The organism is Rhodoferax sp. GW821-FHT07G04, from assembly GCF_059418585.1.
Genome location: NZ_JBWKQD010000001.1, coordinates 335,704 through 357,410, shown reverse-complemented (window position 1 = coordinate 357,410; position 21,707 = coordinate 335,704). Strand labels below are relative to the sequence as shown.

Here is a 21,707-nt window from a genome sequence, read left to right as displayed (position 1 = left end):
GGCCAACCGCGCAGTGCGGTTGGCCTTTTTCAATTGGTGTCTGTCGCCACCCGGGGGCGGCAACAGGGACGCTGATTAAGCAGCCTTGCGGGTGCGGGTAGCAGCCTTCTTGGCAGCAGCCTTGACGGGAGCCGCGGCCTTGGCAGCCTTGGCGCGCACGGGCTTGCCAGCCAGCTTGGTAGCCAGTTCGCTGGACTTGGCTTCGATCTTGGCGGCAACCTTGGTCACGGCTTGTGCAGCGGGCACAGCGGCAGTAGCCAGGGCGCTCAGCGTGGTCACGCCGGTGGACTTTTCAAAGCGGCCTGCGTTGGCAGCAACTTGCTCCACGCCCTTGCCAGCCAGTTCAACTGCCTTGTTGACGACCAGGTCGGCGTTGGCGGAAGTCACTTCCACGCCCTTGACGTAGTAGGCGGTCAGCTTTTGCTCTGCAGACAAAGCGTTCTTGCGGGCCGAAGCGCTCAGACGCGAACCGGCCTTTTCCAGGGCGGCCACAAAGCTTTGGTCCATGAAGACTGCTGCGCGCTCGTTGCCCACGCGGTAGGCGTTGATCACGTTCTTGGCGGTGTTGCCATAGGATTCGATCAGTTCGTTGGTAACGGTTGCGAGTTTGGGATTGGCCATGTGAATACTCCTGAAGAAAAGTAAAAGGGGTGAAGAACTTTTTTGCTGGTTTGGATTCTGTCGGGTCGTCCTAGTGCGGGCACCTTAATTCCGGGGGTTTTCCTAGAGTGCGCTGTCTAGCCATTTGGCCTATTGCAAACTGCCCGACAATCCCAGTCTTGCCCCGTAGGTATTCAACAGAGAGGTTTCAGGCACATGGCGATTCAGTGGTTCCCAGGTCATATGCACCTGACGCGCAAGGCGATCGAGGAGCGCATCCGGGAGATTGATGTGGTCATCGAGTTGCTGGACGCCCGCCTGCCGGGCTCCAGCGCCAACCCCATGCTGGCCAAGCTGACCGCAGGCAAGCCCGCGCTCAAGGTGCTCAACAAGCAGGACCTGGCCGACCCGCAGCGCACCCAGGACTGGCTAGCCCACTACAACGCCTTGCCCGATACCCGCGCTCTGGGGTTGGACGCCAGCATGACGACGCCCGCACGCGCTTTGATAGACGCTTGCTTCGCCCTGGCCCCCACACGTGGCCAGAGCATGGCCAAGCCCATGCGGGTGCTGATCTGCGGCATACCCAATGTGGGCAAGTCCACGCTGATCAACACGCTGAAAGGCAAGCGCGCCGCCAAGACCGGCGACGAGGCCGGTGTGACCAAGATCGAGCAGCGCATCGTGCTGCAAGACGGCTTCTACCTGTTCGATACGCCCGGCGTGCTGTGGCCGCGCATCATCGTGGCCAAGAGCGGCTACAACCTGGCCGCCAGCGGCGCCATTGGCAAGAACGCGTTTGACGAGCAAGAGGTGGCACTGGAGCTGCTGGACTACCTGCGCCAGCACTACGCTCCGCTGTTGGAGGCGCGCTACAAGCTGCAGGGTGCAGCGGGACAGACCGACGAGCAGTTGCTCGATGCCATAGGCCGCAAGCGCGGCGCCCTGCAAAGCGGCGGCAAGGTGAACCAGCAGAAGGCAGCCGAGGTGGTGATACACGACTTCCGCAGTTGCGCCATCGGCCGCACGACACTGGAGACGCCGACCGAGTTCGCCCAATGGCTGGCCCACGGCCAGAAACTGGATGCCGAGCGCCAGGTCAAGAAAGACGCCATTGAACTGGACCGCGCCATTCGCTTCAAAAAAATACCACGGCCACCGCGCACCAGCGGTTCCGAGGAAAGTGCCTCAGACTAAACGGGCCGACAGCCCTCGTCAAATATCACGGTAGTGCTCCTAAATGAGGAGCAATTGCCTGCAGCGCTGCCCCGCTCAGCCGATGTCGCGGATCTGCGTGGGAGCAAAGCCGTGGTCGTCGTCACGGTCCTTGTGGTCGTCGGGCAGGTCGAAATGCGCGGTCGACGGGGCGCGGGCGGCCAGGGTCTCGGCCGAAGGCGCCGCGATGGGGGCCAACACCACGCGTTCGCTGGTGCTCCAGAAGCTGGCCTCGGGCAAATGGATGTGGGGGCAGCCGCAATCCGGTGCGAACTTCCAGGCGAACAGGTAGTGGGTCTGGTCGGCTTGCGGGTCAAAGCGCCTGAGCCCGTCCAGCATGGCCTGCTGGAATGCCGGGGCGTGCAAGACCAGCGCATCGTGCCAGTGGCGCACCTCCAGTTGCAGTAACAGCGCTTCGCCCTGGCCCGGAATGCGCACGGGTATGACCTCGCCGCTGATCCAGGTACCGGGAATGCCATGTAGCTTGAGCACTCCATGCAGCGTCATGCGCACCATTTCGATCTGCGTGGCATTGAGTTGCACGGTCTGCAACAGCGTGGAGGGGCCGTGGTCTTCGGCCGACTTGTCGGCCTTGTGTTTGCCGCGGCCAAGGAATTCAAACATCCTGTGCTCCCCTAAAAGTGGGCTGGATCGTCGGGACCAGTGTAGCGAGCCTGCACCAAAAAGCCAAGCCGCCGCTGGTTGACCCAGGGGCGGCTTGGTTTGCGGAGCGCTAGGTGCCTAGTGCGCGTCGGCGGCAGGCACTTGCGCGGCGGGAAGCGCCTTCTTAGGCATCAGCCGGGCCTTGGCCCGCTCGATGAAATGCTCGATGTCGTCCACGATGGAGAAGAAGCTGGGCGTCACCAACAAACTCAAAATCGTGGAAGTGATCAAACCACCAATCACCGCCGCCGCCATCGGTGCGCGGAAGCTGTTGTCGGCATGGCCCAGGCCAATCACCAGTGGCAGCATGCCGGCCACCATGGCGATGGTGGTCATGATGATGGGGCGGGCGCGCTTGTGGCAGGCGTCCATCAGCGCGTCGAAGCGGCTGAGGCCGTGGTCGCGCTGCGCCATGATGGCGTATTCGACCAGCAGGATGGAGTTCTTCGTCGACACACCAATCAGCATCACCAGCCCGATGAAGGAGGGCATGGACAGCATCTTGTTGGCGATCAAAAGGCCCAGGAAGGCGCCGCCGAAGGACAGAATCACCGCAGGGATCACCGAAATGGGGTGTGCGAAATCCTTGAACAACAGCACCAGCACGATGTAGATGCACAGCACGCCGGTCAGCATGGCCATGCCAAAGCCGGCAACCATTTCGCCCTGCACCTCGGCGTCGCCAATCTCCAGCTGCTGCACGCCGGCTGGCAGGTTGACGATGGACGGCATCTTGGCGACGGCCTCGGTCACCTCGCCCAGTGGCACACCCGACAGTTCCACTTCGAAGTTCACATTGCGCACGCGGTTCAAACGGCTGACCATGGCAGGGCCACCCGACATCTCGAATGTGGCGACCTGGCTCAGCATGACTGGGCCCTTGACGCCGGGCACCATCAGGCGGCCCAGCAGGTCCAGATCCTTGCGGGCATCGGTGGCCAGCTTGACGACGATGGGCACCTGGCGTTGGCTCAGGTTGAGCTTGGGCAGGGCGGATTCGTAGTCACCCATGGTGGCAATGCGCAGCGTCTCCGAAATGGCGGCACTGGTCACGCCCATGTCGGCGGCCTTGGCAAAGTCCGGGCGGATAGCCACTTCGGCGCGGGTCAGGCTGGCGCTGGACGAGATATTGCCCAGGCCGGGGATCTTGCGCAGGTCTTTCTCCACCGCGGCGGCGGCTTGGGCCAAAGCTACTGGGTCTTCGCCTTTCAGCGCCAACTGGTATTTCTCACCCGAGCCACCCAGGCCAACTTTGAAGCGGGCCCCGGGTAATTCGGCCAGCGCGGTACGCATTTCACTCTCGATCACCTGCTTGCGCGGGCGCTCGCCACGTTCGTCCAGCAACACGGTCAGTGTGGCCTTGCGCACCTCGGTGCTGGCACCACCCTGGAACGGGTCCGAACCCACCGTGCCGCCACCGGCTGTGGTGTAGACGCTTTTGACGTGCTTGACCTTGCTGATCATGGCGCGTGCCTGCTCGGCCGCCACGCTGGTCTGCGCCAAGGTGGTGCCGGGGGCCAGCTCCAGATAGACCTGGGTTTGCGAGTTGTCGTCCGGCGGGATAAAGCCGCTGGGAATCAAAGGCACCAGCATCAGCGATGCGATGAAGAAGCCGATGGCGGAGAACATCGTGATCCAGCGGTGGTTCAGCGTCCAGCGGGTGACACGCAGGTACAGCGGCATCCAGGTTGGCTCTTCATGCACATGGGTGGATGGCTTCATCAGGTAGGCGGCCATCATGGGTGTGAGCACACGGGCCACCACCAGCGATGCAAACACCGCAAACACGGCGGTCCAGCCAAACTGCTTGAAGAATTTGCCGACCACGCCGCTCATGAAGGCGGTGGGCAAAAACACGGCGATCAGCGCGAACGTGGTGGCGATCACGGCCAGGCCGATTTCGTCGGCCGCTTCCATCGCGGCCTGGTAGGGCGTCTTGCCCATGCGCAGGTGGCGTTCGATGTTTTCCACTTCCACAATCGCGTCGTCCACCAGAATACCGATGACCAATGAGAGAGCCAGCAGCGTCACCACATTGGTGGTGAATCCCATGTAGTGCATGCCGATGAAGGCGGGAATCGCCGACAGAGGAAGGGCCACGGCAGACACCAGCGTCGCGCGCCAGTTGCGCAGGAAGAACCACACCACGATGACCGCCAAGATGGCGCCTTCGTACAGCATGGTCATGGATGCGTCGAATTCTTCTTGCACCGGGGTCACGAAGTCAAAGGCCTGGGTCAGCTCCAGATCGGGGTGCTGTGCCTTCAGAGCGTCGAGCGCCTTTTGCACGGCGGCGCCCACTTCCACTTCGCTGGCACCCTTGCTGCGGGTGATCTCGAAGCCCACGACTGGTTTGCCGTTCAGTGTGGCAAAGCTGCGCTGTTCGGCCACGGTGTCCTTGACGGTGGCGATCTCGTCCAGGCGCACGTGCTTGCCATTGCTCAGCGTCAGCTCCAGGCGGGACAACTCTTCGACGGTAGCCACGGTGGCCAGCGTACGCATGGGTTGCTCGGAGCCACCCAGGTCGGCACGGCCGCCGGCACTCTCGGTCTGCACCTGTTTGAGCTGGCGCGAGATGTCAGCCGCGGTGGCACCCAGGCTTTGCAGCTTGAGCGTGTCCAGCGCAACCTGCACCTCGCGGGTCACGCCGCCGACACGGCCGACCGAACCCACGCCGCGCACACCCAAGAGGGCGCGCGAGATGGTGTTGTCGACAAACCAGCTCAGCGCTTCATCGTCCATGCGCGCGGATCGGATGGTGAAGGCCAGAATCGGTGCGCCCGACAAATTCATCTTGCTGACGATGGGGTCGCGCAGGTCGCTGGGCATGTCGCTGCGCACCTGCTGCACGGCACTGCGCACATCGTCCACGGCTTCCTGCGTGGGCTTTTCCAGGCGGAACTCGGCCGTCACGGTGACCATGCCATCCTGCACATTGGTGTAGATGTTTTTCAGGCCTTGCAGCGGTGCAATGGCGTTCTCGATCTTGCGCGCCACTTCGGTTTCCAGTTGCGCGGGTGCTGCACCGGGCAAGCTGGCGGACACGGTGACGGTGGGCAGTTCCAGATCGGGGAATTGCTGCACCTTCATCGCGTTGAAGGAGAAGATGCCGGCGAGGGTCAGCAGCACAAACAGCATGACCGCCGGGATGGGGTTTCGTATGGACCAGGCAGAAACGTTCATAGGATTTGCTCCTTATTTGCTAGCGGCCGACGCAGGTTTTGCGGGGGCTGGAGCACTATTTTGTGAAGGGGTGGCGGGCTTGGTGGTATCCACCACTTTGACCAGGTCGCCATCGCTCAGGAAGCCGCCACCGCTGGCCACCAGCTTGTCTTCGGGTTTCACGCCGCTTTGGATTTCGATCTGGTCGCCGACCACACGGCCGGTCTGCACCTTGGCCTGGGCCGCGCGGTTGTCGGCGCCTATGCGCACCACGTAGCTGAAGCCATCACGCACCACCACGGCGGCTTGTGGCACGGTCAGTGCACCCGAGCTGCCCAGTTCAAACTCACCGCGCGCATACATGCCGGGCTTGAAGTTGGCGGCAATGGGTTTCTCTGCGCTGGGTAGGTCTACATAGACCAGCCCGTTGCGGCTGGCCGCATCCACGGTGGGGGCCAGCGAGCGCACCTTGCCTTTGAGCTGCGCGCCGCTGGGCGCGGTGACAACAACGGCGGTTCCCGCGGTGATGCGGCCGATCTCGGTGGAGGTGACTTCGCCGCGCCATTCCAGACGGTTCTGGCGGACCAGCTTGAACATCTCGGTGCCTGCGCCGACCACGGAGCCCACGGTCGTGGTGCGGGCGGAGATGACGCCGTCATCAGGTGCCAGCAGTTGGGTGTTTTTCAGGCGCAGCAGCTGGGCGTCGAGCTGGGCCTGGGCGGATGCCACACGGGCCTTGCCGGTTTGCTCTTGCGTCAGGTATTGGTTGACCTGCTGGGCGCTGATGGCGCCGCTGCCCTGCACGGCGCGTGCTCGGTCGGCGTTGGCCACGGCCTCGGCGGCATTGGCCTGGGCTTCGGCAACCGCGGCGCGGGCCAGGGCCACATCGGCCTGCACGCTCTCGGCCGCAAAGCGGGCCAGCACCTGGCCGCGCTTGACGGTGTCGCCCACATTGGCCTGCAGTTCGGCCACGCGCAGGCCATTGGCTTCAGCGCCCACGCTGGCTTCCTGCCAGGCAGCAATGCTGCCATTGGCGGCGAGCTTGATGGTCAGCATGCTGCTCTTGGGCTGGGTCAGCGTGACGGTCAGCGCGGGCTTGGAGGCGGTGGGCTTGCTGTCGGCCGCGTAGCTGCGGCTAACCGACAGGCCCAGCGTGGCCGCGGTGATGAGGCTGGCGGCGATGAGGCCCAGCGTGACGGGTTTGACGGGGAGACTGCGGATCATGGATGTTGTTGATTGTTGGAGGTTCATGGTGGTGTCGCGTCGAAAAATAAAAGGAGATGGAGTGGGGTGGCCGGGGCTCAGTTGGCCGCGGTCTTGGTCGCCGCCGTCAAGGCATCGGGCTCAAAGCCGCCGCCCAGTGCGCGGTACAGTGCCACCCAGGCGCGGTTGCGCTCCAGCGCCAGCGCGAGCTGGGACGACTCGGACGCCAGCGCATTGCGCCGTGCGTCCTCCAGTTCCACCAGGCTGGCCAGGCCCCGGCCAAAGCGGGACTGGGTGGCCGCCAGGGACTCGGCATAGCCCTTGGTGGAGACGATGGCGTCTTGCGTGCGGGCCTCGGTGCTGTTGAGGTTGACCAGAGCCTCCTCCACCTCGCGCACGGCCTGGCGCACCTTGCCGCGGTAGGCACTGACCACAGCGGCGTAATTGGCCTCGGACGCCGTGACGGCTGCCGCGCGGGCGCCACCGTCAAACAGCGGCAGGCTGATCGCCAGCGGGCCGAAAGACCAGGTCGTGCCATTCTGGTCGACACCGTCCGTGGTCAGACGCGTGCCGGCGATCGAGCCATTGAGGCTCAAGCGCGGCAGGCGCTGGGCCTTGGCGTTGCCGACCTGGGCGCTGGCGACCATGACATCGCGTTCTGCGCTGAACACGTCGGGGCGCTGAGCAATCGTCTGTGCTGGGACACTTGCTACGGAAATAGGAGCGGCCTGCACTGGCTTCACGGGGGCTGCAGCCAGTTTTTCCTTAAGGGTTGGCTCGGGAATGGCCGTCAGCGCGACCAGGGCCTTGGTGTCCAGGTCGCACAGCGCGCTTTGCTGGGTCAGGCGGCTGTTGCCATCGGCCGCACTGGCGCGGGCCATGGCGGCAACGGATGGCGCCTGGAAGCCGGCTTTGGCGCTGATCTCGGTCAGGCGGGCCGTCTCCTGGCGCGAGGCGGCGTCGCGTTGGGCCAGTGCCAGTTGCAAGCGGCAGGTGGACAGGCTGTAGTACAGATTGGCCACTTCTGCCGCCACCGACACACGGGCGTCGTGCCACTGGGCCTGGCTGCCCTGCACATTGGCGGCGGCTGCGCGGCTGACGGCGCGGTTGGCGCCGACCAGGTCAATCTCCCACGCCGATTGCAGGCCAAGCTGCTGCGTGGTGGTCACCGGAAAGTTGGGCTGGCTGACACCGCGGCTCGCTACGTACTGGGCATTGAGGTTGGGCAGCAGTGCGCCGCGGGCGGTGGCCTGCTGCGCGCGGGACGTCTCCACCCGTGCTAGCGCTTGCGAGATGGAGGGGCTGACTGTTTGGGCGGCAGCGATCAGCTCCACCAGCAGCGGGTCGCCCTGCTGGTCCCACCATTGGGTCAGCGAGCCCACACTACCTTGGTGGGGCAGGGGGGCTTGCCATTGGGCGGGGGTGGGTGCCTCCACCTGGGTGGGCGGCATGAAGGTGGAGCAAGCTGACAGCGCCAGTGCGGCGGCCAGGGGGATCAGTGTACGAAACGTGTGCGGCTTCTTCGTCATCTTATTTTTCATCATCTTCATCATCATGTTGGTGTTGTTGTCTTGCGGGTGGAACGCCGTGACAGCGGCGGTGGATGAGCAGGGCTCTCTACAGCGGGCCTGGCTTTGCTTTTGTTACTGCTGGCTGGGGGCGTGTTGGGGATCGTGCGGCGCTGGCGTTCGGCCTCCGTCAGGGCCATGGCGTAATCGACCAGCCGGTCGCAGTACACGTCCAGTGCGGCGTGCGACGCGATCAATGCGGGGCGCACGGCGTTGGTGACGTCGGTGCAGATGTGCAGCATCACGCCCAGGCCGCTGATGGCCATGGCCAGCCGGTGGATCTCGTCGTCCGCCTCGGTCACGCCGATGTGGCGGCACAGGGCGGAGGCCAGTGCATCGTGGGCCGGCTTGATGTGGCAATCCACCTCTTCCTGCCAGATGCCAGTGGGCTCCAGCATTTCGCGGAAGTGCAGCTTCATGCACTGCTGTATCAGGTCGCCGCGTTTGAGGGGCTCGACAAAGCTGCGCATCAGGTTGCTTAAGCCCCATTCCAGCGGGTGGTCGGGGTTGTCGATGTGCTCGGGCGGCACGCTGGGGTTGCTGCGGGGGTCGGTGAACACAGCCTTGTACAAGCCCGCCTTGTCGCCAAAGTAGTAGCTGATGGAGGCAATGTTGATCTGCGCGGCCAGCGCGATCTCGCGGGTGGAGGTCTTGGCAAAACCTTTTTCGGCAAACAGGGCCAGCGCGGCGTCCAGCAGGCGGTTGCGCGCCTCGACACCGTCGCTACGTAAGATCTTGGATGAAGCAGGCGAGGGCAGGGGTTTGGACATGGGGCGCGATGATAACCTAGTTAAATCAATCGTTTGATTTAACTAACCCCTCGCGCTGTGGGGTTTTGGTACCAAGCAGTTACGGCTGGGCCACACAGAGGGGGCGGATAGCAGAATTGGGGTGACCTCGTTGTGTATCAGTCGGGTAGCGGGTTTTGCTTCGTGTCCCCCGGCCTTCGGCCTCCTCCTTTTACCTACGCAAAACCCGCTACCCGACTGATACGGCGTGGCTTGGTTGGCGTGCGTGCCAGCTCGGGACAAGAGATTCGAGCGGCAGGGCTGGGGTGAGCGCCATAGTGAGGTCAAGGAGGAGCCCGGAACGGGCGGGGGACACGAACGGTGGCGCTTACCCCAGCTCTGCTGCGGGCGCGTACAAAAACCCCTACCCAGCCATCAGCTTGTGCACCAAATCCCCGGTCGTTGACGACTTGTACTTGCGCATATACCGTGCCCGGTGAGTCTCGAACGTGCGGTGTCTCTCGGCTCAGTGCGCGGGGCGGATACGTGGCATCAAAAGGCTTTGCCTCAGCCAACGCGATAGCATGGCACGGTCGTGCCGTCCTTCAAATGATCCACTTCAGCCGTGTGCTTTAACGCAATAACAATACCGGCAATTGCCAGCACCACAGTCGCCACTCCGACAATGGCCATGCGCCATCCGAAACCAGGCCTACCGTAGTAGCGAGCCCTTGTAGTTATGCCAGCGAAGTGCCCCAATAAAGGCAAACACAGTGCCAGCCCAAATAGCCAAGCATCGGCTCCCACCCGCAATACCGCGGTCTGGCTCCCTGAAGGGCAGTAGCCGTAGTAGCCTTTCTGCAAGACAGTGGTGAGGACGTTGATACCCATCATCCACTCTAAAAAGGGTACGATTCCTGCGATAGCAAACCAGAATGCGACCGTTTTGATATCCATGCCTTGGCTGACCCGAGGCGGGTTGTAAGCAGTTCCATCGTTGACACCATCGGCCGGCCTCTCCACCAGCGTCTCGGCGACAGACAGGGCTTGTTCAAGCAGGTGCGACCAGTCTTTGACGGGTGTTCTTTGGCCCAAGTGGGAGAGGTAGACATGGCGATCGTCTACCCAGACCTTGGCATCTGGCGGCGTGTGGGTAATCGCCCAAAGAGACGACGCTTTGTTGAGATCAATGATGAAGATTGTCGAGACTTCCCGGCTCGATTCATCGGTAAGCAACCCGGTCCCGGAATGCTCAAGCTCGAGCACCGTAAAGGCGAACGCATCACGCCTGCCCTCGACGATGGACAGCGCTCGGAGATTGTCGAGCTTGGCCGCCTTCCACAGCGGATGGCTGAACTGCCTTAGAAAGCCCTCGGGGGGAGTTTTCTTTTCAGCCATGGTTTACTCAAACCTTTTCAGCTCTTCCTCGTCTTCCCACTTTCTGCGCGTGTCAATGTATATGTAGCAAGAAATCGCGGCACAGATCAGCAAGGCAATGGGCCCCAACGCACCGTGCAGAAGGAAGAACGTGGCAGTGCTCGCAGCAATCACGATGGCCCTGAACTGGACGTTCTCGGACAAGCTCAGAACCACGATTGCGAGTAACAAAATGATGGCCAAGATCACCGGAAAAATAAGTAAGGAGAGAATGTAAAAGACCATGATGGCAGCGCCACCACCCCTGGTCATGTCCGCGTAAATGTGCTCCATGCCCCACCATGTATAGAGGCATGCAACGAAGGTGGCCAGTCCGGCCCACAGAGGTTCTACCTTTAGTTTCATCGATGCTAAGCTACAAGTTGGGTTATCGCATGGAAGCCATTCTGACGAAAGTGTAGTTGGGCAAAAGTGGTTTCTAAATTGACCCGGTGATGAAGTGGCAATGCTACGCACACCATGAAATCGCAATACTAGCCCGCCATCAGCTTGTGCACCAAGTCTGCGGTCGTTGAGGATTTGTACTTGCGCATCAACCGCGCCCGGTAAATTTCCACGGTGCGGTGGCTGATGTCCAAGGTCTTGCCGATCTGTTTGGAGGTGAGGCCCTGCAGCAAGTAGGCGGCAACCTCGCGTTCGCGGGCCGTCAGTTCGGCTCTGACCGGGCGCTGCGCGCTCAGGTCTTCGAAACTCCAGATACCGGCTTCATGCGGCGCGTCGCGGTTCAGTGCACGGCCCGATACATGGCACCAGAAGGCCTCCCCCTTGAGCCGCCCATCCATTCGGCGCATGATGCGGTCGTCCGCATAGGTGCCATTGCGGTTGAGGATGGGGGCGATGCGCGCGCCGGTGCGTTCGAACTCGTCGGCACTGGGGTACAGCATCTGGAAGGATTGGCCTATCAACTGCTCGCGTGTGGTGCCAAACATCTCGCACAGGCGCTGGTTGCAGTCCATGATGCTGCGGTTGCGTGACAGGGCCAGGCCTATGGGGGCCATGTCGAAGGCGAGGCGGTAGTCGATATCCATAGCGAGCTAGGGTTGGGCTTTACGAAAAACTACGTATATAGATAAGTAGTATCGTACGGCAGTCGAGAATCTTTTCACAGGAGACAGGTGCAATGAACAAGATATATCCCAGCGCGGCGGCCGCGCTTGACGGTGTTGTCAAAGACGGCCAGTTGATGGCGGTCGGCGGCTTTGGTCTATGCGGCATTCCCGAGGCGCTGATCGATGCGCTGAAGGACAGCGGCGTCAAAGACCTGACGGTGATCTCCAACAACGCTGGTGTCGACGGCTTTGGCCTGGGCAAACTGCTGGAGACGCGCCAGATCAAGAAAATGATTTCCAGCTATGTGGGCGAGAACAAGGAGTTCGAGCGCCAATACCTGGCCGGTGAACTGCAATTGGAGTTCACACCCCAGGGCACGCTGGCCGAGAAGCTGCGCGCCGGTGGCGCCGGCATTCCCGCCTTCTTCACCAAGACCGGTGTCGGCACCATCGTGGCAGAGGGCAAGGAGCTGCGCGAGTTCAATGGCGAGACCTATGTCATGGAGCGCGCCCTGGTGCCCGAGGTGGCCCTGGTCAAGGCGCACCGTGCCGACAAGTCCGGCAACCTGCAGTTCCGCCTGACGGCGCGCAACTTCAACCCCGCCGCAGCCATGGCTGGCAAGGTCTGTATCGTCGAGGTGGAAGAGATTGTGGAAACCGGTGCCATGGTGCCCGACCAGGTGCATCTGCCTGGCATTTATGTGCACCGTATTGTGCTCAATGCCAATCCTGAGAAGCGCATCGAGAAACGTACGATTACAGAGAAGGCAGGAGTTTGATCATGGCATGGAATCAAGACCAAATGGCGGCACGTGCTGCCCAAGAATTGCAAGACGGTTTCTATGTGAACCTGGGCATTGGTATCCCCACGCTGGTTGCCAATTTCGTACCCGCCGACAAAGAGGTCTGGCTGCAATCCGAAAACGGCATGCTGGGCATTGGCCCGTTCCCCACCGAAGACGAAGTGGACGCCGACCTCATTAATGCCGGCAAGCAGACCGTGACCACGCTCAAGGGCTCGTCCATCTTCGGCAGCCACGACAGTTTTGCGATGATCCGCGGCGGCAAGATCAACCTGTCCATTCTGGGCGCCATGCAGGTCAGCGAAAAGGGCGACCTGGCCAACTGGATGATCCCCGGCAAGATGGTCAAGGGCATGGGCGGCGCCATGGACCTGGTGGCAGGAGTCAAGCGCGTCATCGTGCTGATGGAGCACGTAGCCAAGAAGAAGGACGGCACGACCGACCTGAAGATTCTGCCCAACTGCACGCTGCCATTGACCGGCGTGGGCGTCGTGGACCGCATCATCACCGACCTGGCCGTGATGGACGTCACGCCGCAAGGCCTGAAGGTTGTGGAGCTGGCGCCTGGCGTGAGCCATGAAGAGCTGCAAGCCAAGACGGGCGTCAAGCTGATCTGATGTGTCTGGTTGATGGGAAGGTGGGTGGGGAAGACCACTAGAGTCGGCCCCTCCCGAATGCCTGTTTGGTGTCAAAACCCCGAGTAAGATAGCGCGAACTATTACACGGGGGATACATGTCTAGAGCACTCAAATTCCTGATGTTCATCTACTTCGTGGTGTTCCTGACCACGGGTACGTTCATGGTCCTGATCGTGAATGCCGATGAAGGCTCCGCCCCCTGGATTGGCCTCTTGGCCCGCAACCACGGCATCGTGTTTGTATGGCACCTGGCCTGCTGGATGACGCTGGGCATGTTCTCCAACTACTACTGGGACCTGTTCAACATGGGCAAGGGCCTGGACGCCGTGCAGGTGGAGCGCATCATCCTGCCGCTACTGGTGTCGCCCATCGTCTTCTACCCCACCTACAACCTGTGGCTGTCCAGCAGCTCGCAGAGTTACATCCTCTTTGAAGTCATCGCCTTCCAGAGCGGCTTCTTCTGGCAGGCCCTGTTCACCAAGGCCAAACCCCTGGACCAGGCCACGGTCATTCCCTGGTCGGTGAACAATAACGCCAATGGGCGAAGCACTGCGCAATCCAAGCCTGCGAGCGGGCCGGCTGCAATGGGTTGAGCGGGATTGCAGTGCCCGCGCCTGATACACGAAGGCGCTGGGCATGGACAGAATGGGCCACACTGGCCCTGGCCATCCTGGTGGTGGGTACGGCCTACCTCTACCAGTTGGGCGGAACGCCGCTATGGGGCGATGAAGCAGGTACCGGCCTGTTTGCCCGCAATGTGCTGCACTCTGGCTACCCCACAGGATTTGATGGGCGTAACCTGTCTATCTACGACGGCGGTGCGGAGCTGAACGCGAATCTGGTTGTTGCAAAAATTCCCTGGGTTCAGTTTTATCTCGGTGCGCTGTCTCTACACGTATTTGGCCAAGACGCGGGAGGGTTGCGCACCGTATTTGCGTTGTTGGGACTGGCGGCCCTCGTTCCCATGCGCGCAGCTTTGCGATCCAGGGTGCCATTGCCCCTCTTTGTTGCGACGCTGATTCTCATCACACCTCAGGTTGCGTTGTTCCATCGAAATGCCCGCTACTACTCGACACTGACGTTGGTTTTTGCGCTGCTGGTGTGGTTGGTGTGTATTGACGGCTTGTCGAGAGCCAAAAGGTTGTGCCTGGCCAGTGTCTGCATGGTTTTGTTGTTCCATGTCCATCCTGTAGCGGCGTCGGCGTGTGGGCTTGCACTGTTGGTTCATGCTGCTTGGCTGAGACGCCATTTCTTCTCTCTCTATCTCGCTGCCTGTGCAACGGGGTTTGCCTCCTGGTGGCTGTGGACGGTGTCCGTTGGCCCAACCCTTGTCGCCCCGCAACTTTTCATGGACTTTCAAGGCCTTGCAGCCATGGAGTGGCTCAAGGTACTGGGGCGTAACCTGGGCGCGGCATTCGCCGATCTGGACGCGGTTCAAGGGATCCCTTTGCTGGCCTGGGTGCTGGGTCTGGGACTGGTTTTCAAATTGCGCCTGAGTGGATTGGTTGAATTCGCAAAGGATCCTTTGGTGTCCTTTGTGGTGCTAACGCTGGTGGTGCACACCTTTGCAGTGGCGCTGCTGTTTGGTACGGAGACCGCTGAAGAGCATTCGCTCCTTCGCTATATGCCGCATCTCATCGTGTTCGGCATGGTGCCCCTCTACATCTTGATGGGTAAGCTGGTTAAGGATGCGCGCATTTTTGCGTTGGTATGTGTGGCGCTCGCGGCGACCAATCTGGCCTCGGTCTCTTTTTGGAATAGCCCTGCCGACAAGGGCCTCCCGGTCTCCTGGTGGCCAGCAACCTACCGAGAGATATTCAACCCACAGCCGGATGCGATGGACGCGGTCGCTGCTGCGATCCGCAGCGGCTCTGCCGACAATACCAATGGGATGGACACATTGCTGGTCATTCCCTCGTGGCTGCAAGAAGTTGCTATTTTCTACCTTGGTGATGAATACATCGTTGTCCCCAACATAGAGCCGGGTAGTGCCGCAGAAAACGTAGTGCGGGCAAAAATTGGACAAGGTGCGTTGTCGCGCTTCAGCGGGCGTCCCAAATGGGTTTTGCACGAAGCACCGCAGGCGCCCGCCGCTGTGCCGGGTTATGCGCGCACTCAGATCCCCGTGCACCGGCTGCGCCCTGACGATGGAACCCGGCCCGAACTCACGCGCCACACCTTTTTCCAGCAGGACGTTGTTGGGCAGATCTCTCTCTATAGGCGTTTGGATTGAAATGCGCAGCCGTGCGCCTGCTGCTGGCCTAAGCGTGCCGGCTCACCAGCCTGCGCGAAGCCACCGCCTGTTTGACCCAACCCAGACCAAACCATCGCGCCGCCATGATGCCGCCGCGCACCCATTCGTCCAGCGCGTAGGCGATCCACACGCCAGTCAGGCCCAGGCCGAAGTGGATGCCCAAGAACCATGAGCCAAAACCCATCACGACCACCATGGATGCTGCGCCTGCCACAACGGGAAAGCGCGCGTCGCCCGCCGCCCGCAGCGCGGTGATGACCACGATATTGCAGGTGCGCCCCGGCTCCAGCAGCACGGTGATCCACAGCAGTGTGGTGGCTTGGGCAATGATGGCGGGGTCGTGTGTAAACAGGCGCAGTGTCCACGGCGCCGTCAGGGCCGTGAGAGTGGCTACGCTGAGTGCCACGACCAGTCCCCACAGCAGGCATTTGCGCACCAGCCTCCAGGCAGCACGCAGTTCGCCGGCGCCTATCAAATGCCCCACCAGGATCTCGCCCGCAAAGCCCAGCGCCACGGTGGACAGTACGATGACATTCATGATCTGCATCGCATAACCCTGCGTGGCCAACTCGGCCGTGCCCATCATCGATACCACGGTGACCGAGACCAGCATGGCGACACGGTAGGCAATGTTCTCCGCCGCGCCGGGCAGGCCAATGGCGATGGAGCTGCGCAGCGTGGCCCAGCGCACGGCCACGGCATCGCGCCACGTGGGATACAGACCCAACACCGTACGCCACAGCCACAGGTGCACGCCCAGGCCAAAGCCGCGGCTGATGGCCAAGGCCAGCGCAAAGCCGACCATGCCCATGGGCGCCCATGCGCCACCCACGCCTCGCATCAGCGGAAAGCACAGAGCCATGTGCAGCGCGTGCATGGACAGGATATTGAGCATGGTTTCGCGCGTGTGCAGATGCGAGCGCATCACAGCAGCCATGCTGGCATTGAAGGCGTCCAGAAACAGTGCAAAGGCCAGCAGGTGCAGATAGGGCGTGGCCAATTCCCGCACAGCAGCCGTGGCCTGCATTGCACTGAGCAAGGGCCCGGTCGCGGCAAACAGCACGACGGCGCTGCCCAGGCCCAGCCAGGTGCTGGCGCCCAGACTGGCTAGCGCGGTGCGGTCTGCATCGCGGCGATTGCTGGCTCCCAGGTTTTGCGTGATGACCACGCCCACGCCCATGCTGATGATGCGAAACAACAGAAAAAAGGCACCCTGCACATGGTTGGCCAAACCAAAAGCGGCCGATGCCGTGTCGGATTCGGTAGATACCAGCCACATGCCCAAAAAGCCCACACCAAAGCCCAGCACCAGTTCGGCCATGAGTGGCCAGGCAATGGCCAGCACATGGGGCTTGTGGCGGGGCGGGGGTGCGGGGGCTGGTGTCATGGGATGTAGTGATTTGTTGTGATGTAGAGTAGTTTAAGTACAAAATATAAGGGAAAACCCTTGATTTATCGGTGTAATTTCAGAAATTCCGTCATAAATTCAGCACTATTGTTGTGTTGTATTACTACTTTTTGCTGAGTATACTCAGTGCTGTCCTTGTGTCGCGTCGACCGGGCTGATGAATCAATGCAAACCGCAGCCTGGGTGCGGAACGGAGGTACAACGTGGCGGACGTAAAGTTATCGGGTGTGGGCAAGTCGTTTGGCGACGCCAAGATATTGCAGGGCGTTGATCTCCACATCCGTGACGGTGAGTTTGTCGTGTTTGTCGGTCCCAGCGGCTGCGGCAAGTCCACACTCCTGCGCATGATTGCCGGCCTGGAGGACATTACCAGTGGCACGCTGCATATTGGCGACCGCCTGGTCAACGACGTGCCACCGGCCGAGCGCGGTATTTCCATGGTGTTCCAGTCGTATGCGCTGTACCCGCATATGAATCTGTACGACAACATGGCCTTTGGCCTGCAATTGAAGAAAGTGCCCAAGGACGAAGTGGACCGCCTGGTGCACAACGCGGCCAAGATCCTGGGCATAGACCACTTGCTGGACCGCAAGCCCAAAGACCTGTCGGGCGGCCAGCGCCAGCGCGTGGCCATTGGCCGTGCCATTGTGCGCAAGCCCGAGGTGTTTTTGTTTGACGAACCCCTGTCCAACCTGGACACGGCGTTGCGCGTGCGCATGCGTTATGAGTTTGCCAAGCTGCACACCGATTTCAAGACCACGATGATTTACGTGACGCACGACCAGGTGGAGGCCATGACGTTAGCCGACCGTATCGTTGTGCTGTCGGCCGGCAAGCTGGAGCAGGTGGGGTCGCCGCTGGATTTGTACGAGCACCCCGACAATCTGTTTGTGGCCGGCTTCATTGGCTCGCCGGGCATGAACTTCATTGCCGCCGAGTTTGTATCCAGCAACGCATCGGACGTGACGGTGCGCCTGAACGATGGTGTGCTGATCCAGTGCGCCGTCAGAGCGCCAAGTGCCAAACCCGGCGACAAGGTCACGCTGGGCATTCGCCCCGAGCACATCACCCGTGTGCCCTATGCCAACCGCCTGGTGGCGAAGGTAACCTTTGTCGAATCCCTGGGCAGCGTCACCCACGCCTATTGCGCCTTCCCCGGGGTGCAGGAAGACCTGACCTGCGAACTGACCGGTGTGGTGCGCGTGAAGGCCGGCGACACGCTGGAGCTGGGCGTGGAGCCGGACCGCTGCTATCTGTTCGACGTGGCCGGCAAGGCCTTCCAACGCATTGTTCCAGCGCACGAGGCGGCATGATGTTCAAGCTGGCTTCCATGGGTTTGGCCGCCGCGCTGGCCGCTATGTGTGCACTGCCGGCGCACGCCGCAAACGCCCCCCAGCTGCTGATCTGGATCAACGGCGACAAGGGCTACAACGGCCTGCAAAAGGTGGGCGACGCCTTTGCCAGGGAATCGGGCGTCGCGGTGGTGGTGCAGCACCCCGAGGGCGCGCCAGACAAGTTCCAGGCCGCGGCCGCCGCCGGCAAGGGGCCCGACATCTTTTGCTGGGCACACGACCGCGCGGGTGAGTGGGCACGCTCGGGCCTGATCGTGCCCGTCCATGCGCCCAAGCGTGTGCGCGATGCGGTGGACGAATCCGCGTGGAAGGCCTTCACTTACAAGGGCAATGTCTGGGGTTACCCCTTGGCCATCGAAGCCGTGGGCCTGATCGTCAACCGCGACCTGGTGAAGACCGTGCCCACGACATTTGACGAGGTCATGGCGCTGGACAAGGAACTGGCCAAGCGCGGCAAGAAAGCCCTGCTATGGGAGTACAACAAGGCCTATTTCACGTGGCCGCTGCTGGCCGGCAACGCGGGTGAAGTATTCGGCCGCACCCCCAGTGGTGAGCTCGATCCATCGGTGGTCAATGTCAATTCCGAAGGGGCCGTGGTCGGCGCCCAGATGGTGTCGCGCTTGATCGAAGAGGGCTACATGCCGCGCGGTGCGCGCTATGCCGAAATGGAGGCTGGCTTTGCCCGTGGCGAAGTGGCGATGATGATCACCGGCCCTTGGGCCTGGGACAATGCGCGCAAGGCCAAGATCAACTTCAGCGTGGCGCCGGTGCCGGCGGTCGTGCCCGGCAAACCGTCCAAATCCTTTGTGGGGGTGTTGGGCTGCATGGTGGCCGCACCGAGCAAGGTCAAGGACATTGCGCGCGAGTTCATCGAGAACCACATGCTGCGTGTCGACAGCCTCAAGACCATCTCTGCCGATGTGCCGCTGGGCACGCCGGCTAACAAGGCCTATTTTGCGGAGCTGTCGGGCGATGCAAACATCCGCGCCACGATGGAGAACGCACGCACCGGTGTGCCCATGCCCAATATCCCCGAACTGGGACGCTTCATGACGGCGGTGGACGCCGCGCTGGAGGCCATCACCCAAGGCCGCCAATCCCCCAAGGACGCACTCGATGGCGCGGCCGCACGCATGCTGGCGAAGTGATATGACGACAACTGCAAGCACTTCCTCTTCTGCTGTTTCCAAGGCCGTGGCCGCCTGCGTGGCGCTGGGCCTGCTGTGGCTCACGTTTGCCATCTACACCAGCGGCCAGGCGGTCTGGGCCGCCCTGGTGCTGAGTCTGGGCGCCCTGAGCCTGTATGTCTATGTCTCGGCCAAAACGCTGGCCTGGCGCTACCTGTTTCCCGGTGTCATGGCCATGCTGGTGTTTGTGGCCTTTCCGCTGGTCTACACCATACAGATAGGCTTTACCAACTACTCGGCCAACAACCTGCTCAGCGAAGAGCGCGCACGCGGCTACCTGCTGGACCAGGCTGAATTCAACGAGTCACGCGCCTATGCCTTCAGCGTGCATGCCGATGGCGACAACACGGTGCGCCTGGTGCTGGCCCCGCAGGGCGAGGGCGCACCACAGCAATCGGTTGAGCGCTACATCTCTCCATCGCTGTCACTGCAAAAGCCCAGCAGCACACCGGTTGTGATGCAGACCCTGCAAGGTGACCAGACCCTGGGCCAAGCCTACACGCTGCGCCAGACCATAGAGCACCGCGATGCGCTGATGGCCCTGCGTTTGCAACTGCCCAACCCAAAGAGCATGCAGACGAGCACGTTGCTGTATGCCGGTCTGCGCGAGTTCGCCGTCTTTGAGCCGTTGTGGCAGGCCGAGCCGGGTGGGGGGCTGAAGCGCCTGGCCGATGGTGCACAGTACCAGCCCAACCGCGACACCGGTTACTTTGAAGACGCCCACGGCGACCGCCTGCAGCCCGGCTTCAAGGTCGGCGTGGGCTTTGCCAACTACACCCGCCTGTTTGGCGATGCCGACATGCGCGGCCCCTTTGTTTCCATCTTTTTCTGGACCGTGGCCTTTGCCGGCCTGACCGTGCTGTTCTCCACCGCCATTGGCATGACGCTGGCGGTACTGCTGAACTGGGAGGCACTGAAATTCCGCACGCTGTACCGCACGCTGCTGTTCCTGCCCTATGCGGTGCCGGGCTTCATCTCCATCCTGGTGTTCAAGGGGCTGTTCAACCAAAACTTTGGCGAGATCAACGCCATCCTGAATGCCGTGTTCGGCGTCAAGCCCGCGTGGTTTGCCGACCCGCTCTTGGCCAAGGTCATGATACTGATCGTCAACACCTGGCTGGGCTACCCCTACATCATGGTGCTGTGCACGGGGCTGATCAAATCCATTCCCGCTGACTTGTACGAGGCCTCCGCGATAGCCGGCGCCAAACCCCTGACGAACTTCTGGCGCATCACCGCGCCGCTGATCGCCAAGCCGCTGACCCCGCTGCTGATCTCGGCCTTCGCGTTCAACTTCAACAACTTTGTGCTGATCAGCCTGTTGACCGATGGCCGCCCTGACTACCTGAATACCAAGCTGCCGGCCGGCACCACGGACATCATGGTGTCCTACACCTACCGCATTGCGTTCACCGATGCCGGGGCCAACTTTGGTTTGGCAGCGGCCATCTCCACTGTCATCTTCTTCCTGGTGGCCATCATGTCTCTGGTCAACCTGAAGCTGACGCAGTCCAAAGACACGCAACGCAAGGGAGGGCATTAGCCATGGCTGTTGTTACCGGTAAGAGCCAGCGCTGGCGCATCACTGCGGCCCACGTGGGGCTGTGGGTATTGATTGCCATCACGCTGTTCCCATTGCTCGCCGTGCTGTCCATCTCGCTGCGGCCCGGCAACTTTTCGACCGGCTCGCTGATCCCTACCGAGATCAGCCTGGAGCACTGGAAGCTGGCGCTGGGCTTCTCGCACACGCAGCCCGACGGCGTGGTCGTGCAGCCGCCGTTCCCGGTGCTTCTGTGGCTGTGGAATTCGATCAAGATCGCGACCATTTCCTCGCTGCTGATCGTCAGCATTTCGACAACCGCAGCCTACGGCTTTGCGCGCCTGCGTTTTCGCTTCAAGTCCACCATATTGAACAGCATGCTGCTCTTGCAGATGTTTCCGGTGGCTGTGGCGCTGGTCGCCATCTATGCCATTTTTGAGGCCATTGGTGGCTTCATTCCGTGGCTGGGCATCGAGACGCACGGTGGGCTGATCGTGGCCTATATCGGCGGCGTGGCCATGCACATCTGGACCATCAAAGGTTACTTCGAAACCATACCCACCGAGATCGAGGAATGCGCCAAGGTGGACGGCGCCACGTCCTGGCAGGCCTTTTACCGCGTGTTGTTGCCGATGGCCGTGCCCATTCTGATGGTGGTGTTTGTGCTGGCCTTCATTGGCACCATCATCGAATACCCCATTGCATCGGTGCTACTGCGCGAAGAGCCCAATCTGACACTCGCCGTGGGCTCCAAGTACTACCTGTACGAGCAGCGCTACCTGTGGGGCGATTTTGCCGCCGCGGCCGTGCTGTCGGGCTTGCCGATCACACTGGTGTTTTTGGCGGCGCAGCGCTGGATCGTGTCGGGGCTGACGTCGGGCGGGGTCAAGGGCTGAGCGC

The 21,707-nt window shown here is 61.7% G+C and carries 19 protein-coding genes and 1 pseudogene; 9 read left to right on the top strand and 11 right to left on the bottom strand.

Annotated elements, in window-relative coordinates; translation table 11 throughout:
- Nucleotides 1–75 precede the first annotated feature (75 nt).
- Nucleotides 76–621 (bottom strand): hypothetical protein, encoded by a 546-nt coding sequence (locus tag AC07OO_RS01565; protein ID WP_495080297.1) that lies wholly within the window; start codon nt 619–621, stop codon nt 76–78.
- A gap of 195 nt (nt 622–816) precedes the next feature.
- Between AC07OO_RS01565 and ylqF the strand changes: the two genes are divergently transcribed.
- The gene (gene ylqF / locus AC07OO_RS01560; RefSeq protein ID WP_495080296.1) at nt 817–1,797 is read left to right on the top strand and encodes a ribosome biogenesis GTPase YlqF; all 981 of its coding nucleotides are present in this window, start codon (nt 817–819) and stop codon (nt 1,795–1,797) included.
- Nucleotides 1,798–1,872: 75 nt separating this feature from the next.
- Here the strand turns inward: ylqF and AC07OO_RS01555 are convergent, their stop codons facing one another.
- The 9 genes and pseudogenes from AC07OO_RS01555 to AC07OO_RS01515 all read right to left on the bottom strand — a co-directional run bounded on the left by AC07OO_RS01555 (nt 1,873) and on the right by AC07OO_RS01515 (nt 11,604).
- Nucleotides 1,873–2,439, bottom strand: a complete 567-nt coding sequence (locus tag AC07OO_RS01555; protein ID WP_495080295.1) for a hypothetical protein — start codon at nt 2,437–2,439, stop codon at nt 1,873–1,875.
- Nucleotides 2,440–2,556: 117 nt separating this feature from the next.
- Nucleotides 2,557–5,661, bottom strand: coding sequence for an efflux RND transporter permease subunit (locus AC07OO_RS01550; protein ID WP_495080294.1), 3,105 nt, complete (start codon nt 5,659–5,661; stop codon nt 2,557–2,559).
- Between the two features lie 12 nt (nt 5,662–5,673).
- Nucleotides 5,674–6,891: an efflux RND transporter periplasmic adaptor subunit gene (locus AC07OO_RS01545; protein ID WP_495080293.1), complete on the bottom strand. Its 1,218-nt coding sequence runs from the start codon at nt 6,889–6,891 to the stop codon at nt 5,674–5,676.
- A 50-nt stretch (nt 6,892–6,941) separates the two neighbouring features.
- Entirely contained in the window at nt 6,942–8,399 is a 1,458-nt protein-coding gene (locus AC07OO_RS01540; RefSeq protein ID WP_495080292.1) for an efflux transporter outer membrane subunit, read from the bottom strand.
- Complete coding sequence (locus AC07OO_RS01535) at nt 8,396–9,181, bottom strand: CerR family C-terminal domain-containing protein (protein WP_495080291.1); 786 nt, start codon at nt 9,179–9,181, stop codon at nt 8,396–8,398. Before AC07OO_RS01535 ends, AC07OO_RS01540 begins: the two co-directional genes overlap by 4 nt.
- A 382-nt stretch (nt 9,182–9,563) precedes the next feature.
- Nucleotides 9,564–9,656: pseudogene (locus tag AC07OO_RS01530) on the bottom strand (helix-turn-helix transcriptional regulator); the annotation flags it as partial.
- A 50-nt stretch (nt 9,657–9,706) separates the two neighbouring features.
- A complete protein-coding gene (locus AC07OO_RS01525; RefSeq protein ID WP_495080290.1) occupies nt 9,707–10,537 on the bottom strand; it encodes a hypothetical protein in 831 nt (276 codons plus the stop codon).
- A gap of 3 nt (nt 10,538–10,540) precedes the next feature.
- On the bottom strand, nt 10,541–10,849 hold the full coding sequence (locus tag AC07OO_RS01520; protein WP_495080289.1) for a hypothetical protein: 309 nt from the start codon (nt 10,847–10,849) through the stop codon (nt 10,541–10,543).
- A gap of 200 nt (nt 10,850–11,049) precedes the next feature.
- Nucleotides 11,050–11,604: a LuxR C-terminal-related transcriptional regulator gene (locus AC07OO_RS01515; RefSeq protein ID WP_495080288.1), complete on the bottom strand. Its 555-nt coding sequence runs from the start codon at nt 11,602–11,604 to the stop codon at nt 11,050–11,052.
- Between the two features lie 92 nt (nt 11,605–11,696).
- Here AC07OO_RS01515 and AC07OO_RS01510 point away from each other — a divergent pair, with 92 nt between their 5' ends.
- The 4 genes from AC07OO_RS01510 to AC07OO_RS01495 all read left to right on the top strand — a co-directional run bounded on the left by AC07OO_RS01510 (nt 11,697) and on the right by AC07OO_RS01495 (nt 15,299).
- A complete protein-coding gene (locus AC07OO_RS01510; protein WP_495080287.1) occupies nt 11,697–12,404 on the top strand; it encodes a CoA transferase subunit A in 708 nt (235 codons plus the stop codon).
- Nucleotides 12,405–12,406: 2 nt separating this feature from the next.
- Complete coding sequence (locus AC07OO_RS01505; RefSeq protein ID WP_495080286.1) at nt 12,407–13,045, top strand: CoA transferase subunit B; 639 nt, start codon at nt 12,407–12,409, stop codon at nt 13,043–13,045.
- A 116-nt stretch (nt 13,046–13,161) separates the two neighbouring features.
- Complete coding sequence (locus AC07OO_RS01500; RefSeq protein WP_495080285.1) at nt 13,162–13,659, top strand: hypothetical protein; 498 nt, start codon at nt 13,162–13,164, stop codon at nt 13,657–13,659.
- Between the two features lie 11 nt (nt 13,660–13,670).
- Nucleotides 13,671–15,299 (top strand): hypothetical protein, encoded by a 1,629-nt coding sequence (locus AC07OO_RS01495; RefSeq protein ID WP_495080284.1) that lies wholly within the window; start codon nt 13,671–13,673, stop codon nt 15,297–15,299.
- Nucleotides 15,300–15,327: 28 nt separating this feature from the next.
- Here the strand turns inward: AC07OO_RS01495 and AC07OO_RS01490 are convergent, their stop codons facing one another.
- Nucleotides 15,328–16,707, bottom strand: coding sequence for an MATE family efflux transporter (locus tag AC07OO_RS01490; RefSeq protein WP_495080283.1), 1,380 nt, complete (start codon nt 16,705–16,707; stop codon nt 15,328–15,330).
- Between the two features lie 224 nt (nt 16,708–16,931).
- Between AC07OO_RS01490 and AC07OO_RS01485 the strand changes: the two genes are divergently transcribed.
- From AC07OO_RS01485 to malG, 4 genes are read left to right on the top strand one after another with little or no spacing between them, the layout of a single operon-like run.
- Nucleotides 16,932–18,041 (top strand): ABC transporter ATP-binding protein, encoded by a 1,110-nt coding sequence (locus tag AC07OO_RS01485; RefSeq protein ID WP_495080282.1) that lies wholly within the window; start codon nt 16,932–16,934, stop codon nt 18,039–18,041.
- The gene (malE, locus tag AC07OO_RS01480) at nt 18,038–19,228 is read left to right on the top strand and encodes a maltose/maltodextrin ABC transporter substrate-binding protein MalE (RefSeq protein ID WP_495080281.1); all 1,191 of its coding nucleotides are present in this window, start codon (nt 18,038–18,040) and stop codon (nt 19,226–19,228) included. Before AC07OO_RS01485 ends, malE begins: the two co-directional genes overlap by 4 nt.
- Nucleotide 19,229: 1 nt before the next feature.
- The gene (gene malF, locus AC07OO_RS01475; RefSeq protein WP_495080280.1) at nt 19,230–20,810 is read left to right on the top strand and encodes a maltose ABC transporter permease MalF; all 1,581 of its coding nucleotides are present in this window, start codon (nt 19,230–19,232) and stop codon (nt 20,808–20,810) included.
- Between the two features lie 2 nt (nt 20,811–20,812).
- Nucleotides 20,813–21,703 (top strand): maltose ABC transporter permease MalG, encoded by an 891-nt coding sequence (malG, locus tag AC07OO_RS01470; protein ID WP_495080279.1) that lies wholly within the window; start codon nt 20,813–20,815, stop codon nt 21,701–21,703.
- Nucleotides 21,704–21,707: the final 4 nt, after the last annotated feature.